This is a genomic window from Jeotgalibaca dankookensis (assembly GCF_002005405.1).
In the GTDB taxonomy this organism is placed as follows: Bacteria; Bacillota; Bacilli; order Lactobacillales; family Aerococcaceae; genus Jeotgalibaca; species Jeotgalibaca dankookensis.
The window spans coordinates 712,934-727,682 of sequence record NZ_CP019728.1 but is presented as its reverse complement, the minus strand read 5'-3'; the positions used below and the strand labels follow the sequence as shown (position 1 = coordinate 727,682).

Annotated in this window: 13 protein-coding genes; 1 reads left to right on the top strand and 12 read right to left on the bottom strand. The window is 37.3% G+C overall.

Annotated elements, in window-relative coordinates; all coding sequences use genetic code 11:
* Positions 1 to 18: 18 nt before the first annotated feature.
* From lepB to BW727_RS03480, 5 genes are read right to left on the bottom strand one after another with little or no spacing between them, the layout of a single operon-like run.
* Entirely contained in the window at positions 19 to 555 is a 537-nt protein-coding gene (gene lepB, locus BW727_RS03500) for a signal peptidase I (protein WP_062470482.1), read from the bottom strand.
* Positions 556 to 2,040, bottom strand: coding sequence for a S41 family peptidase (locus BW727_RS03495; protein ID WP_062470485.1), 1,485 nt, complete (start codon positions 2,038 to 2,040; stop codon positions 556 to 558).
* A gap of 41 nt (positions 2,041 to 2,081) precedes the next feature.
* Entirely contained in the window at positions 2,082 to 2,786 is a 705-nt protein-coding gene (gene deoD, locus BW727_RS03490; RefSeq protein ID WP_062470488.1) for a purine-nucleoside phosphorylase, read from the bottom strand.
* 29 nt (positions 2,787 to 2,815) lie between these two features.
* On the bottom strand, positions 2,816 to 3,040 hold the full coding sequence (locus BW727_RS03485; RefSeq protein ID WP_062470491.1) for a YozE family protein: 225 nt from the start codon (positions 3,038 to 3,040) through the stop codon (positions 2,816 to 2,818).
* Between the two features lie 28 nt (positions 3,041 to 3,068).
* Complete coding sequence (locus BW727_RS03480; protein ID WP_062470494.1) at positions 3,069 to 3,701, bottom strand: YpmS family protein; 633 nt, start codon at positions 3,699 to 3,701, stop codon at positions 3,069 to 3,071.
* 105 nt (positions 3,702 to 3,806) lie between these two features.
* On the opposite strand from BW727_RS03480, the gene trhA reads away from it, so the two are divergent.
* Entirely contained in the window at positions 3,807 to 4,454 is a 648-nt protein-coding gene (gene trhA, locus BW727_RS03475; protein WP_062470497.1) for a PAQR family membrane homeostasis protein TrhA, read from the top strand.
* Between the two features lie 54 nt (positions 4,455 to 4,508).
* Here trhA and BW727_RS03470 read toward each other — a convergent pair whose 3' ends face one another.
* The 7 genes from BW727_RS03470 to dnaJ form a co-directional block, all read right to left on the bottom strand.
* On the bottom strand, positions 4,509 to 4,982 hold the full coding sequence (locus tag BW727_RS03470; protein ID WP_062470500.1) for a dihydrofolate reductase: 474 nt from the start codon (positions 4,980 to 4,982) through the stop codon (positions 4,509 to 4,511).
* Positions 4,983 to 4,999: 17 nt separating this feature from the next.
* Positions 5,000 to 5,947, bottom strand: coding sequence for a thymidylate synthase (locus BW727_RS03465; RefSeq protein ID WP_062470503.1), 948 nt, complete (start codon positions 5,945 to 5,947; stop codon positions 5,000 to 5,002).
* Positions 5,948 to 5,963: 16 nt separating this feature from the next.
* Entirely contained in the window at positions 5,964 to 7,853 is a 1,890-nt protein-coding gene (locus tag BW727_RS03460) for an ABC-F family ATP-binding cassette domain-containing protein (protein ID WP_062470506.1), read from the bottom strand.
* A gap of 60 nt (positions 7,854 to 7,913) precedes the next feature.
* Positions 7,914 to 9,587, bottom strand: a complete 1,674-nt coding sequence (locus BW727_RS03455; protein ID WP_062470563.1) for a formate--tetrahydrofolate ligase — start codon at positions 9,585 to 9,587, stop codon at positions 7,914 to 7,916.
* A gap of 108 nt (positions 9,588 to 9,695) precedes the next feature.
* Entirely contained in the window at positions 9,696 to 11,519 is a 1,824-nt protein-coding gene (lepA, locus tag BW727_RS03450; protein ID WP_062470508.1) for a translation elongation factor 4, read from the bottom strand.
* Positions 11,520 to 11,701: 182 nt separating this feature from the next.
* Positions 11,702 to 13,348, bottom strand: a complete 1,647-nt coding sequence (locus BW727_RS03445; protein ID WP_062470509.1) for a phosphoenolpyruvate carboxykinase (ATP) — start codon at positions 13,346 to 13,348, stop codon at positions 11,702 to 11,704.
* Positions 13,349 to 13,506: 158 nt separating this feature from the next.
* On the bottom strand, positions 13,507 to 14,652 hold the full coding sequence (dnaJ, locus tag BW727_RS03440) for a molecular chaperone DnaJ (protein ID WP_062470512.1): 1,146 nt from the start codon (positions 14,650 to 14,652) through the stop codon (positions 13,507 to 13,509).
* Positions 14,653 to 14,749 lie beyond the last annotated feature (97 nt).

The window sequence follows — 14,749 nt, the reverse complement described above, 5'->3', positions numbered from 1 at the left end:
CTTTCACTTGTAAATTAATTAGTCTAATATAGAAAATTGATCGAGTGGATAGATTACCAATCTTGCTTTACCTTCAATGGCTTCGATCGGAATAAAACCGAGCATGCGACTATCTTTGCTACGTGGACGATTGTCGCCTAAAACAAAATAGCTATCCACTGGTATTTTTTTATTATCTAAATCTTCAGACAATGGAAAATCTGTAGTAAAAACTTGCTCCTCATCTAAATCATTATGAAGGAAAGGTTCCGATACTTTTTTATCATTTATAAAAAGCTGATCGTCCTGGTATACAATTGTCTCACCGGGCAAGCCAATGACACGTTTAATAAAAACTTGGTTGTTAGCATCATGAAATAGAACGATATCAAAACGATCAACTTTTTTGTTTTTACTATATAAAATATAAGTATCCGGTTCTAAGGTGGGACTCATTGAGTCACCCACTACTTTTAGAGGGATAAGAACAAAATAACGAATGGATAAGGCTATTAAAAATGCGACTAGAAACGCTTTAAACCAATCCCAAATACAATCAGAAAGTGATTTTTTCATTTACTCACTCAAACCCTCTAGAACTTCAATTGCTTTTGCATACTGCGTATCATTATCTTGGATAACTTCTCTCAATTCTTCAGTTAAAACACGGGCTGTTTCATCATCTAGTACTCCACTTGGTTTTAATTGGTTGTCTACCTGAATTTGTTCAATAGCTGCTACAGTATCATAGTCGAGGTAGCCATCAGCGGTAACTGCATAACCTACAGCCTCCAAAATTTCTTCCACATTACTTACTGCCTCTGATACTGCACCTAATTCATAAGTCTCTGAAGTATCAATAAGCGTTAGAAACGCATAATCGGGAAGATTAACTTTATAATCGGGTTCAATACCTTCATCGTGTATCCAGTTACCTTCTGGTGTTAACCATTTTGCGACGGTAAGTTTTAACTCGCTTTTAGCAGTCAAAGGATAGATAGATTGAACTGTCCCTTTTCCAAAAGAAGTAGTACCTACTAGTGGTACTTCGGCTTCTTCTTTCATAACTCCTGCAACAATCTCTGATGCACTGGCACTTCCCTCATCTATTAACATAACAGCAGGCTCTTTTATTTGGAAAGCCCCATATTCTTGGTCACTAGCTTGAATGATGTACGGTTCAGAACCTTTTTCTTCTGTTTGTAAAAGTATTGCTCCATCTTCCACAAACATATTAGCTATTTTCAGTGCTTGATCAAGGAGACCACCGGGGTTTTGTCTAAAATCGAAAACAAATTTTTCAGCACCTTGGGTCCGCAATTCTTGAACGGCATCAACGATTTCTTGATAAGTTGGTCTCGCAAAATTATAAACAGCAACTACACCAATTTTATCATCATTTTCATCAAGATGAAAACCTACTGTTTCAATTGGAATTGTATCCCGAACAATATCGACGGTGAAAACTTGTGTCCCTCGCTTGATTTCTAAAGTTACCGTACTACCGCGCTCGCCTCGAATGAGTGTGACTGCTTCGGTAGCTGTCATCCCTTGTAATGAAACATCATCTGCACTAAGAATAATATCATTAGGCAAAAGGCCACTTTCTTCAGCCGGGGAGCCTTTTATAGGTGAAACAATGGTAATTTGGTCATCCATACTCATAATTTCGGCTCCAATACCTTCAAATGAAGCCGAGATTGTATCGTTCATATTTTCAGACTCATCAATATTCAAGTATTGACTATAAGGATCTTGAACAGCGCTTACCATTCCTGACAGAGCACCTTCGATTAAATCTTTTTCATCAACATTTTCAATATAGTTACTTAGGATAATTTCATAAACCGCTTCAATATTTTGAAATCCCTCAACATTTTTTATTTCAGTGATTGGCTGTTTTGATTCTGGATTGGTTCGTGCAATTGGGTTCGTTTGAAACAACCCATTTGTTACAAGCCAATAAGTCAAGCCAACAGATATTAAAGCTACGACAAAAAGGGAGAGAAAATAAACGGGAAGTTTAATACCAATTTTTCTTTTTTTCTTTTTTTTATCCATATTTACGGGTCCCCCCTACTTATTTTCTCGAAGAAAGATGCCTACTTTAAAACGCTGTCTAATGCTATTAGCATCATGTCATCAAATGTTTTTTCACGTTCTTCAGAGGTTGTTTCTTCACCAGTTAAAATATGGTCACTAATCGTTAAAATTGCTAAGGCATTAACCTGATGTTGGGCAGCTAACATATATAAACCGGTTGCTTCCATTTCAATTGCTAAAACACCATAATCAGCTAATTTATTTTTATCAAGTTCTGCGTTATAAAAACGATCGGATGACAAGACGTTCCCAACATGAACCGTTAAATCTCGTTCTTTCGCAAGATCATGAGCATTTTTTAAAAGGTTGAAGCTGGCTAATGGTGCAAAGTTCACTTGGTTTTGGAATATGTTTGCTACAACACTTGAGTCAGTCGTTGCACCTTGAGCAAGGACAATGTCACGAATATGAACATCTTTTTGTATACTTCCAGCTGAACCGACGCGAATTAAGTTTTTAACCCCATATTCCGTGATTAACTCATTTGCATATATCATGATAGATGGTAAGCCCATACCTGTCCCTTGAACAGAAATACGCTTACCGTTATAAGTTCCTGTATATCCAAACATATTTCTGACAGAATTGTATTGTACAACATCTTCCAAATAAGTTTCTGCTATATATTTGGCACGTAAAGGATCTCCTGGTAATAAAACTGTTTCTGCAATTTCTCCTGGTTTCGCTGCAATATGTACACTCATTTTTATTCCTCACTTTTTTTTATTTTGGTTTACGCTTGTTTCCGTTCTTTATAAAGCTGATACATTTCATCAAAATCATCGAGATGAGCTTCGTATTCACCACTTAATTCAAGGTAATCGGATAATATATGATAATCAGAGTGGTTCCGAGGAAAACCTGTATCTTTGTCTAAGCGATTCGCTAATTTGGTTAAGGAATCGGTCTTATAGGGATCTCGAAAAGTCATGGCAAATTGATAAAATTGTAAATCCATTGTGTTCCCTCCAATTTCTTTACTAATACTATTGTAGCAAATTTTTGCTTGCAATGCTGATATTAAATGTGTACTCTTGTTTTTCTTTATCAATTTTTTTAAGTTCAATCCCTTCAAAGTAATCGGTTTTTATTTCACTTAACAAGATTACAAGGAAATGTTCACTTGCATTTACTTCTACAGGTATAGATGGGTTAAAAAAACCTTGGATAATTTCTAATGATTGTTCAATTGGTAGGGATAAGGAACCCATGTTTACCTTTGCTACTTTTAGCTGCAAATTACCATTATTAGTAGTAAAAGGCTCAGCCTCAATAAAATATTCTAATGGAAACCCTAATAACTCTATCTCACCCGTTAATATAATTGAATCAGTAATTAAAATATTAGGGACTTGTTGCTGATCTGCTTCCATTTCTAAAATGGTTTGAAGTAACAGTTGTAATTCTTGACCATTTAAACTAATGGTCGCTTCAATTTGCTCTTCTTGTTTAACCGTTTCTATTTTATTCGAACGATTAGAAGAGATATCCGCCTCCGTTGATGTTCTAGATCCAAAAAATAAATTAATGATATAACCAAACACAATGATGTTTATGAGCAATAAAATAAAGAAAGCCCATTTCCAAAAAGAATTTCCTTTTAATATATTTTTTCTCATTGCAATCATCCTTCTTTAAAAGTTAGACTACTTTTTTATTTTAGCACTAATTATGCTATACTTCTATTAGTTTGTAATACTGTTTCTGAAATGGGGAGGGTTCATATGTTTAATCATTCATTGAGTAATAATCGAGAAAAAATCATTATTGAAATTTGGAACGCCGTTACCCATGGAATTGGAACGATTCTGAGTACAATTGCGCTGTTTTTTCTCGTTAAGAAGGGAATTAATTCTGGTAGCACCGTTCATCTCGTTGCATATCTGGTTTATGGACTGTCGATGATTTTACTCTTTCTCGCTTCAACACTCTACCACAGCTTTAATTTCACGCGTTTCAGAACCATCTTCCAATACGTCGATCATGCTGCTATTTATTTCTTAATTGCAGGATCATACACACCTTTTGCTCTCATTGCTCTAGAAGGCGTCCAAGCACAGATACTTCTTCTGGCCGTTTGGGGAATCGCACTTTTAGGAGTTATCTTGAAAATATTTTTCGTTGGAAGGTTTAACAAAATCTCAACCGTCCTCTACTTATGCATGGGCTGGTTAGCCATTTTTCTTATTAAACCAATCAGTCTTCATTTGGGAACACCTGGCCTCATTCTTTTAATTTTAGGAGGCTTGGCTTATAGCTTAGGAACTATCTTTTATAGTAAAAATCACCTAGCCTATATGCATGTCATTTGGCACCTATTTGTTTTAGCTGGTGCTGCTTTCCACTATTTTACCATCTTGCTTTACGTTTAATTTTTTAAAAAAAGAATAGGAGAGTCTGGGTTTTTAAACCCAAACTCTCCTATTTTATTTTCTGTGAAATGTTTGAAAAGAGTGAGCATATTTATTTCTATCGTCTTCTTGTCCTATTATTTCTTCAGTTAATTGCCACTGATTCCAATCTACTTCGGGAAAGAAAGTATCTCCCGAAAAATCACCAACAATTTTTGTCCTTATTAATACATCAGCCATAGGTAAAAAAAGTTTGTAAATTTCACTCCCACCGATAACATATACATCTCTTTCATGTGGTAAATCTTTTATGTCCTGAATAATATGTACACCCGATTTTTTATAATCAGCTTGTCGCGTCAGAACATAGTTGTCACGATTCGGTAATGGTCGCTCATTCATACTTTGAAACGTTTTCCTTCCCATCACGATGGCATGCCCAGTAGTTGTTTCTTTGAAAAAGCGCATGTCATTGGGTAAACGCCAAGGAAGATGACCATCTTTACCAATTGCGCCCGTTTCATCTTCAGCCCAAATTAATATAATCATCTTCATACCCCTCTCTTTTATACTGCTATCGGTGCTTTTATACGTGGATGACTCTTGTAAGCCTTTATGCCGATGTCTTCTTTATCCATATCAAAAATAGATTTTTCAGGACTATGGATAATAAGTTCCGGTAATGCGTAAGTTTCACGTGTTAATTGTTCTTTTATTTGGTCCATATGGTTTAAATAAAGATGAGCATCTCCCATTGTGTGAACAAAATCGCCCACTTCTAAGCCTGTTTCATTTGCAATTAAATGGGTTAACAAAGCATAACTTGCAATATTAAAAGGAACTCCTAAGAATACATCTGCACTTCGTTGATAAAGCTGACAACTTAGCTTACCTTCTGCAACATAAAATTGAAAAAGTGTATGGCAAGGCGGTAAAGCCATATTTGGAACATCTTCTGGGTTCCAGGCAGAAACAATCAAACGACGCGAATCCGGATTTTTTTTAATCATTTCAATGACGTCTTTAATTTGATCAATCGTTTCACCTTGACTGGTTTTCCAGTTACGCCATTGTGAGCCATAAATATTACCTAGCTCACCATAAGTTTTAGAAAAGTCATCATCTGTTAAAATTTTTTCTCTAAAAATTGCCATTTGCTCTTGATAAAGATTCTTAAAAGAAGCATCTTCAAGGGAGCGTCTTCCAAAGTCCGTCATATCCGGTCCTTGATAAGCGTCAGTTGCAATATAACGTTCAAATGCCCACTCATCCCAGATATGGTTTTTATTCTCTAACAGGTAACGGATATTTGTATCACCTTTTAAGAACCATAGTAATTCACTTTTAATCAGCCCAAAAGCTGTTTTTTTCGTTGTAAGCAAAGGAAATCCTTTTTGCAGATCAAAACGCATCTGATAACCAAATATACTTTTCGTGCCTGTACCTGTGCGGTCTCCTTTTTCAATACCATGGTCTAATATTGTTTGTGCTAATTCTAAATATTGTTTTGTCATTTTTATTCCCCCTCTCCTATGTTTCACTTGTAAAAGTACTTAAATATTCGTAGCGGTGCCATTTTTTGGCCAGGATTTCTTCTTGTTCGTCGACTTCTTTTTGTAAATCACCTAATTTGACAAAGTCACTTACATGCTCAAGCATACTGGCTTTTAATTCTTCTACTCTTTCTTCTAAAAGCATGATTTCTTCTTCTATACTATCCCATTCGAGTTGCTCACTGTAAGTCAATTTTGCTTTGTCACTTTTTATTTCTGGTTTTTCTTTTGCTTTATTATCTTTTAGAGTAACTTCTTTTGACAACTCGTCTGCAACTTCTAGATAATCACTCATACTACCGTAAAACAAGAACGGACCTTCTGTCCCATCTACAACAAGTAGCTTTTCAGCTACCTTGTCTAAGAAATACCGGTCATGTGAGACAACGAGAGCAGCCCCAGGGAAACTTTGTAAGTAATCTTCTAAAACTGTTAAAGTTTCGATATCTAAATCGTTAGTCGGCTCATCAAAAAGCAAGACGTTAGGCTGACTCATTAATAATTTTAATAAATAAAGTCTTCTCCGTTCGCCACCTGACAAGGTACGAATGAGGCTTCCATGCATGTCGCGTGTAAATAAGAAGGTTTCCAGTAGCTCTGTTACACTAACAATTGTTCCATCAGCAATCCTAGCTTCTTCAGCGACTTCTTGTAAATAAGTAATGACCCGCTTGTCTTCTGGAAATGGTTCCATAATTTGGCGATAGTATCCAATTTTAACTGTTTCGCCAACGGTCACAATTCCCGAAGCTGCCTCTTTTTCTCGTGCTAATAAATTCAAAATCGTTGTTTTACCAGAGCCATTTTCTCCCACTATGCCAATACGATCCTTAGCTTGAAAAATATGATTAAAATGTTCTAAGATTGTCTTATCGCCTGCTTTTAAAGTCACATCTTCCAATTGGAAGACACGTCTTCCTAGACGGGAACTGTCAAAATTGATTTCAAGTTGTTGTTCTTCTCCAGTAGCAGATTTGACTTCTGTTTCTAAACTTTCAAAACGATGGATACGCGCCTGTTGCTTAGTTGTCCGGGCTTTTGCACCTTTTCGCATCCAAGCTAGTTCACTTTTATAAAGTTTCGCTTGTTTCTCTGTCATTTTTTGTTGAATGGCTTCTCTTTCTGCTTTTTGTTCGAGATAAGAAGCGTAATTACCTGAATAGGTTTCAACAGCGCCATTTTTAAGCTCAATCATTTGATTCGTTACACGTTCTAAAAAGTAACGGTCATGCGTAACTAATAGAAGCGCTCCTCTATATTGAGAAAGGTATTTTTCAAGCCATACAATTGCACCTACATCTAAATGGTTCGTTGGCTCATCTAATAACAACAGATCAGGTGCTTGCATCAGAACTTTGGCAAGGCCAATTCTCTTTCTTTGGCCACCTGACAGATTACCGATTTTAAGATTTAAATCTGAAATGCCTAATTTATTTAAGATTGTTTTATACTGCGTTTCCGTTTGCCACGCGTCTAATCGATTCATTTCTTGTTCGGCATGTGCATAGGCCTCTTGGTAACGGATATCTTCACTATAATTTGCAAAATTATTGATGGCCTCTTCATAACGGCGAATAGTTTGGATAAGTGGTGTTTCACTTGAATATAAGGCCTCGAAAATAGTTTGCGACTCATCTAAAATGGGATCTTGGGGGAGATAATTGATGCGGTAGTCTTTAGATGTTTCAATAGTCCCAGTATCAGCTGAATCTTCACCAGCAATTATTTTCATTAGGGTACTTTTACCACTACCATTTTGCCCAATCAATCCAACATATTCACCTTCACGAATTGTAAAAGTAATATCTTCAAAAAGTTTTTTCATGCCATACGTCTTTGATAATCCAACTGCTTTTAAATCTTTCATTTTCGAGTCAACCCTCAGTTTCTTTTAAATACTAGTATTTTTAGTGCTTTATATCCACTTTTAAAATAGACCGGTTACTGTCCCATCTTCTAAAACATCCATGTTCAAAGCCGCAGGTTGTTTTGGTAAGCCTGGCATGGTCAGAATATCTCCTGTCATAGCAACAATAAAACCGGCGCCAATTTTGGGTACAAATTCACGGATTGTAATTGTAAACCCTTGTGGACGCCCCAATTTTTTTGGATCATCTGATAGTGAGTACTGGGTTTTAGCCATACAAACGGGGAGTTTATCCCAACCATTCTTTGTGAATTGTTTCAATTGCTGACGTGCTTTAGGTGTATAAAGAACTTCTTCTCCACCATAAATTTCTTTTACAATTCGACTGATTTTCTCTTCTATTATCGTATTTGAACATTCATACAAGGGAGTGTAGTCTTGTTTATTTTCAGAGGCTTTGACAACCGCTTCTGCTAATTTTAAACCACCTTCTGGACCTTGTCCCCATACATCGGTTACTTGGCAAGAAACACCTAATCGTTCACATTCAGCCTCAACAACGGCTACTTCTTCTTTTGTGTCTTGTGTAAAGGCATTAATCGCTACTACAACTGGCACATGATAGCGCTGCATATTCTCAATATGTTTTTTTAAGTTACTAAAACCTCTTTTAACCGCACTTGGATCCGTAGTATTTTTTAAATCGGCTACTTTAATACCTCCGTGCATTTTTAAAGAACGGATAGTAGCGACAATAACAATAACATCCGGCGTCTTACCCAATACAGGGACCTTGATATCTAAAAATTTCTCTGCACCTAAATCAGCTCCGAAACCAGCTTCAGTTACAACATAATCAGCTAATTTTAAAGCTGTTTGAGTCGCAATGACACTATTACACCCGTGAGCAATATTCGCAAACGGTCCCCCATGAACAAGGGCAGGGGTATGATAAAGCGTTTGAACCAAATTGGGTTCTAGCGCATCTTTTAAGATCAACGTTAGGGCACCCTCCATTTTTAAATCACGGACCGTCAAAGGACGCCGCTGTCTATCATAACCAAAAACGATATTGCCAATCCGTTCCTTCAAATCCGCTATAGATGTTGCTAAACAAAGGATTGCCATTATTTCACTCGCCACTGTAATATCAAAGCCATCTTCACGAGGAACCCCATTCGTTGGGCCACCTAGACCCACAATGATATTTCTAAGTGCACGGTCATTTATATCCATAACCCGTTTCCAAGTAATACGGCGCTCATCAATGTCCAATTCATTACCTTGTTGCAAGTGATTATCAATGAAAGCAGCGAGTGCATTATTGGCGGAAGTAATCGCATGGAAGTCACCTGTAAAGTGTAAATTAATTTCTTCCATAGGCTGTACTTGTGCATAGCCACCTCCTGCCGCTCCACCTTTCATTCCCATTGTAGGACCCATAGAAGGCTCACGCAAGGCAATCATCGTCCGTTGCCCTGCCTTTGTTAGGGCGTCTCCTAAACCTACTGTAACGGTCGATTTTCCTTCTCCAGCAGGTGTCGGGCTAATTGCGGTGACTAACACAAGTTTACCCGATTTATTATCTCTTAATTTATCAACGGCATCCCAATTTATTTTTGCTTTATAGTTTCCGTACAGATTTAAATCTGCCTGTTTCAACCCTATTTGATTCGCAATATCAATAATTGGTAGCATATCATTTTCTTGTGCAATTTGAATATCAGTCTTCACATTTCCCATCCCCATTCCAACACTTTTTTCTATTCTATCATATAAAAAGTAAAAAATAGACTGACATTTCTTCAGCTAAGAAGAAATGCCAGTCTTGTTCGTTGATTTTTACTCTTCATCTAATTGTAATACAGCCATAAAGGCTTCTTGAGGTACTTCTACTGAACCAATTTGTTTCATACGTTTTTTACCTTCTTTTTGTTTCTCTAATAACTTACGTTTTCGAGACACATCTCCACCATAACATTTGGCTAACACATTTTTACGCAAAGCTTTAATCGTTGTTCGAGCAAGTATTTTATGCCCAATCGCAGCTTGAATAGGAACTTCAAATTGCTGACGCGGAATAATTTCACGTAATTTCTCGGTAATAGCACGCCCACGATGATAAGCCGCATCGCGATGGATAATTGTACTCAAAGCATCAACTTGCTCACCGTTAAGTAAAATTTCCATTTTAACTAGACGGCTTTCGCGATAACCAGTCATTTCATAATCAAGTGACGCATAGCCCTTAGTACTAGATTTAAGGTTATCAAAGAAATCAAATATTATTTCTGCTAAAGGTATTTCATAAACCACATTTACACGCGAGTCATCTAGATAGTCCATCGTTAAGAAATTACCACGTTTTCTTTGGGCAATTTCCATAACAGCACCCACATAGTCATTCGGTACCATAATGGTTGCTTTAACATATGGTTCTTCAATCGTTTCAATTTCGCTTGCATCTGGCATTTCAGACGGGTTGTCAATTGAAATCGTTGTACCATCTGTTTTATTAATATTATAAATAACCGATGGAGCAGTTGTAATAATACTCAAATCAAATTCACGTTCTAGGCGTTCTTGGATAACATCCATATGTAACATTCCTAAAAACCCTGTACGAAAGCCAAAGCCAAGTGCTTGAGAAGATTCTGCTTCGAATTGCAAGGAAGCATCATTCAGTTGAAGTTTTTCTAAAGCTTCCCGTAAGTCATTAAAATCTGAAGAATCAACAGGGTAAATCCCACAATAAACCATTGGATTCAAAGTACGATAACCTTCCAAAGCTTTTTCAGTTGGATTGTTTGCTAAAGTGACTGTATCACCAACACGAGCATCTTTAATGGTTTTAATACTGGCTGTAACGTAACCCACGTCTCCTACCATTAAGAAATCACGCTTAATGGGTTTAGGTGAAAAGATACCCACTTCTGTTACGTCAAACTCTTTATCATTTGACATCATCTTGATTTTATCACCGGGACGTAAAACGCCATTTTGAACACGGATATTCAATACGACACCACGATAAGGGTCATAAGCGGAATCAAATACCAAGGCTTGAAGAGGCTCTTCTAAATCACCTTCTGGAGCAGGTATTTTTTCGACAATTTGTTCTAATAATTCGGAAATACCAATTCCTGATTTAGCACTTGCTAAGACTACTTCACTCGCATCTATTCCTACAACTTCTTCAATTTCAGTTTTAACACGTTCTGGATCTGCAGCCGGTAAGTCAATTTTATTAATGACTGGGATAATCTCCAAATCATTATCAATTGCTAAATAAACGTTCGCTAATGTTTGTGCTTCTACTCCTTGAGCAGCATCCACTACCAAAACGGCACCTTCACAGGCAGCTAAACTACGCGAAACTTCATAAGTAAAGTCGACATGCCCTGGCGTATCGATTAGGTGAAATATATATTCTTCGCCATCTTGTGCTGTATAAGTTAATTCTACTGCATTCAACTTAATCGTGATACCACGTTCACGTTCCAAGTCCATGGAATCCAACAATTGTTGCTGCATCTCACGATCAGCAACCGTATCGGTCTGTTGTAAGATGCGGTCAGCTAATGTAGATTTCCCATGATCAATATGGGCTATAATGGAAAAATTCCGTATTTTCTTTTGTCTTTCTTTCATCTGCTCTAAATTCATTTAACTACTCGCTTTCTAAATAAAACTATTATTATAAAATTATACCAATTTTGTTGCGAAGTAACAAGTATCCCCCATATCCCCACTATAAAACATTCGAAAGCGTCCGTATTTTTTTAATGATTCTTACTCAAAAAAACTGAAAGAGACTGGGACTTTTCTCCTAGTCTCTTCAAACATTCTTAAAGGGTATCGATAATCGTTCTTACGGAATTGACGGCTTCTTCAGGTAGAGGATTATCTTGATGATTTTTATTAAAAGTCTCTAAAAACGATAGACGCATCTGCATCCGACTCTTTAATAAGTCTACATATTCGTTATCAGTAAAATCTGGATTAAACCCATCTACATCTAGGTAACTTAAGCTCTCTACTTTTCCAAACGGTTGGAAATTATCTTCATTTTCAACCATGCTTTCAATGACACCAATCGTTACTTCTTTCGGTATTTTTTTATCTAAGAAATAGCCCGTGTTAATAATATAGCAATTCATATCTTTCCGACTTAATAGCTCTTTAAAATCATCAAAATCTTCCACCAATGGATAAACTCTAAAGGGATTAGCATAAGGTTCAATAACCAAATTATCTCTTGATTCACCTACTTTTATACTTTCTGCAGTCGATCGCTTGGTAGCCAATGTAGCCCCAAAAGTAGAAGCTAAAACTGGATTTTCCACTTTTACAAGCGGTGGTAAGGCGTCGTCTTTCATAATCCAATATACCGCTTTAATCGGATCTGGAAATTTATCAACCCGGTTCGGTGTTGAATAACGCGATTTAATAGTTCGACCATTTCCATTGCGAATATCTTCAGTAACCAAAACCTTATTACCTTCCAAATCAAGACTCACACCCACGTTTTGAACGGTCACAAAATAGTCTTGTTCAGGATGATCTGCTGGATAATCTTGAGTTTTATCAAAATAAGATGGTTCTAAAGCAATTGAGGAGCCATCCTTTAGATTAATAACAAATGCATCATCATGTAGTACTTCAATATCATATTTATTTTCATGTTTAGCATGGGTCAAAGTTGATTTCCCAGAACCGGATAACCCAAAGAATGCAGCAACGTAAACCGAGCCGTCATCAAGGTAGAAAGCTTTTTGACCACCATGACAAGCAACATAACCGTTTCGATGAGCAGTTCCCCAAGCTAATGTCAACGTTCCCTTTTTAAACTCGCCAAAATATTGCATTCCTAAAATACAGGCAACGTTTTTATCTGGTTCAAAGTAAGCAAGGCCGATTGGAAAATCAGGATGTCTCCAGTCAGGGTCAGTATAAATATAAATATCACCGTCTTCGTATGTTTTAGAATTCTTATACATACTATTATATTTCTCATTAGTCGGTTGGAAGTTAAGCAACCAGGAATAAAGGTTATTTTCTTGTCCTTCGGGAAAGGCAATATGAGCCTTTATCATAAATTCTTCATCTAATCCCACATAACCGGTTGCCTCATAATAGTTTGTTTTGCGATTATTATAAATCGCATCACGAACAATTCCTTCGATTTTAAGATCGAGTTCCTTATCTTCACCACGAATGACTCGAGCATGGGCGGCACGGCCTACAACTTTGCCACCATTTTCCACTAGCACCTTCGCCTCATCTGGCAACCCTAAATCTGCGGTGTGTTTAACAGATAAATCAGTTACAATGGTGCTCCCAGAGTCCTTCGCAAGATAATAGGCTTCTTGAACATTATCAACCAGTTTAATATTATTGCCATAAAATGCAGTTTCGACTGTTGTTCTGAATCGTGTTAACAAGCTATTCGTTGCCTTCAAATCCGCTTTGTCATACTTCTCTACAGTTGCCATCTACTACCACTCCTTTTATGTTGTTAGTTATATTATAGACTTCTTTTATCGAAATGTAACCCCTTTCAAATAGTGAATCACTTAAAACAAAAATTGTTTATAATTAAAGAAACTCAGAGGTTAGACTTTAAAGTCTAACCTCTGAGTTTCATTTTGGATTATTTTTTAAAAGCGTCTCTCATTTTATCAAAGAAACCACCATGGCCATCTGATACAAGCTCACCAGAAGCATCTGCGAATTTATGAAGCGCCTCTTTTTGCTCTTCATTCAGATTTTTCGGTGTTGTAATAGTTACTTTTACGTGTTGATCGCCATTAACAGTTCCTCGTAAGCGAGGTGCACCTTTTCCTTTTAGACGGAAAGTTGTACCCGTTTGTGTTCCTGCAGGAATCTTTAGTTTCACGTTTCCATGAACAGTTGGAACTTCGACCTCTGTACCCAATGTCGCTTGAACAAAGGAAATAGGTAATACATAATAAATTTCTGATCCATCGCGATCAAAAATATCACTTTCCTCAACTGCAAACACGACATATAAATCGCCATATGGGCCGCCGTTTTGTCCGATTTCACCTTGTCCTGCTAGTCGAAGTTGTTGACCATCTTCAACACCGGCTGGAATGGTAACATTTACAGAATGCGTTTTTTGGACATGCCCTGATCCATGACAGGTTGGGCATTTTTCAGGAATTTCTTCTCCAGTACCACCACAAACATCACACACTGCTTGGGTCATGACACGGCCAAACGGTGTATTTCGCTCAACTTGAATAGTACCGGATCCGTGACATTTCGAACAAGTTACTGGTTCTGTTCCAGGTTTCGCTCCTGACCCATGACAGGTTGCACATTCTTCGTCACGTTGGTAACGAATGGTTTCTTTTTTTCCAAAAATCGCTTCTTCAAATTTGAGATTCATGCGATACTGCAGATCTGCCCCTTGGCGTGGTGCGTTCGGGTTACGTGAACGACCGCCACCGCCACCAAAGAAAGTATCGAAAATATCATCGAAACCGCCTGTAAATCCTCCAAAACCACTACCACCGAAGCCTCCACCAAAGCCCCCACCACCGAAATTGGGATCGGTACTTGCATGACCATATTGGTCATAAGCTGCTCGTTTTTGTGAGTCACTTAAAACTTCATAAGCTTCAGTGACTTCCTTAAATTTCTCATCAGCATCCGGTTCTTTATTGATATCAGGATGGTATTTTTTTGATAGCTTGCGATAAGCTTTTTTTATTTCATCATCTGAGGCGCCTTTAGGTACGCCTAGTATTTCATAATAGTCTCTTTTCGCCATTAATTTTCCTCCAATTGATCACTATGATACGGACGTTTTCCGATCACGATGTTACCACGGGATATCAAAACAAGGCATCCGCATGCTATAGTTACTC

Excerpts from the sequence above, each read along its gene's own strand:
- lepB (WP_062470482.1), bottom strand. The coding sequence starts at position 555 with ATGAAAAAATCACTTTCTGATTGTATTTGGGATTGGTTTAAAGCGTTT.
- BW727_RS03495 (WP_062470485.1), bottom strand. The coding sequence starts at position 2,040 with ATGGATAAAAAAAAGAAAAAAAGAAAAATTGGTATTAAACTTCCCGTT.
- deoD (WP_062470488.1), bottom strand. The coding sequence starts at position 2,786 with ATGAGTGTACATATTGCAGCGAAACCAGGAGAAATTGCAGAAACAGTT.
- BW727_RS03485 (WP_062470491.1), bottom strand. The coding sequence starts at position 3,040 with ATGGATTTACAATTTTATCAATTTGCCATGACTTTTCGAGATCCCTAT.
- BW727_RS03480 (WP_062470494.1), bottom strand. The coding sequence starts at position 3,701 with ATGAGAAAAAATATATTAAAAGGAAATTCTTTTTGGAAATGGGCTTTC.
- trhA (WP_062470497.1), top strand. The coding sequence starts at position 3,807 with ATGTTTAATCATTCATTGAGTAATAATCGAGAAAAAATCATTATTGAA.
- BW727_RS03470 (WP_062470500.1), bottom strand. The coding sequence starts at position 4,982 with ATGATTATATTAATTTGGGCTGAAGATGAAACGGGCGCAATTGGTAAA.
- BW727_RS03465 (WP_062470503.1), bottom strand. The coding sequence starts at position 5,947 with ATGACAAAACAATATTTAGAATTAGCACAAACAATATTAGACCATGGT.
- BW727_RS03460 (WP_062470506.1), bottom strand. The coding sequence starts at position 7,853 with ATGAAAGATTTAAAAGCAGTTGGATTATCAAAGACGTATGGCATGAAA.
- lepA (WP_062470508.1), bottom strand. The coding sequence starts at position 11,519 with ATGAATTTAGAGCAGATGAAAGAAAGACAAAAGAAAATACGGAATTTT.
- BW727_RS03445 (WP_062470509.1), bottom strand. The coding sequence starts at position 13,348 with ATGGCAACTGTAGAGAAGTATGACAAAGCGGATTTGAAGGCAACGAAT.
- dnaJ (WP_062470512.1), bottom strand. The coding sequence starts at position 14,652 with ATGGCGAAAAGAGACTATTATGAAATACTAGGCGTACCTAAAGGCGCC.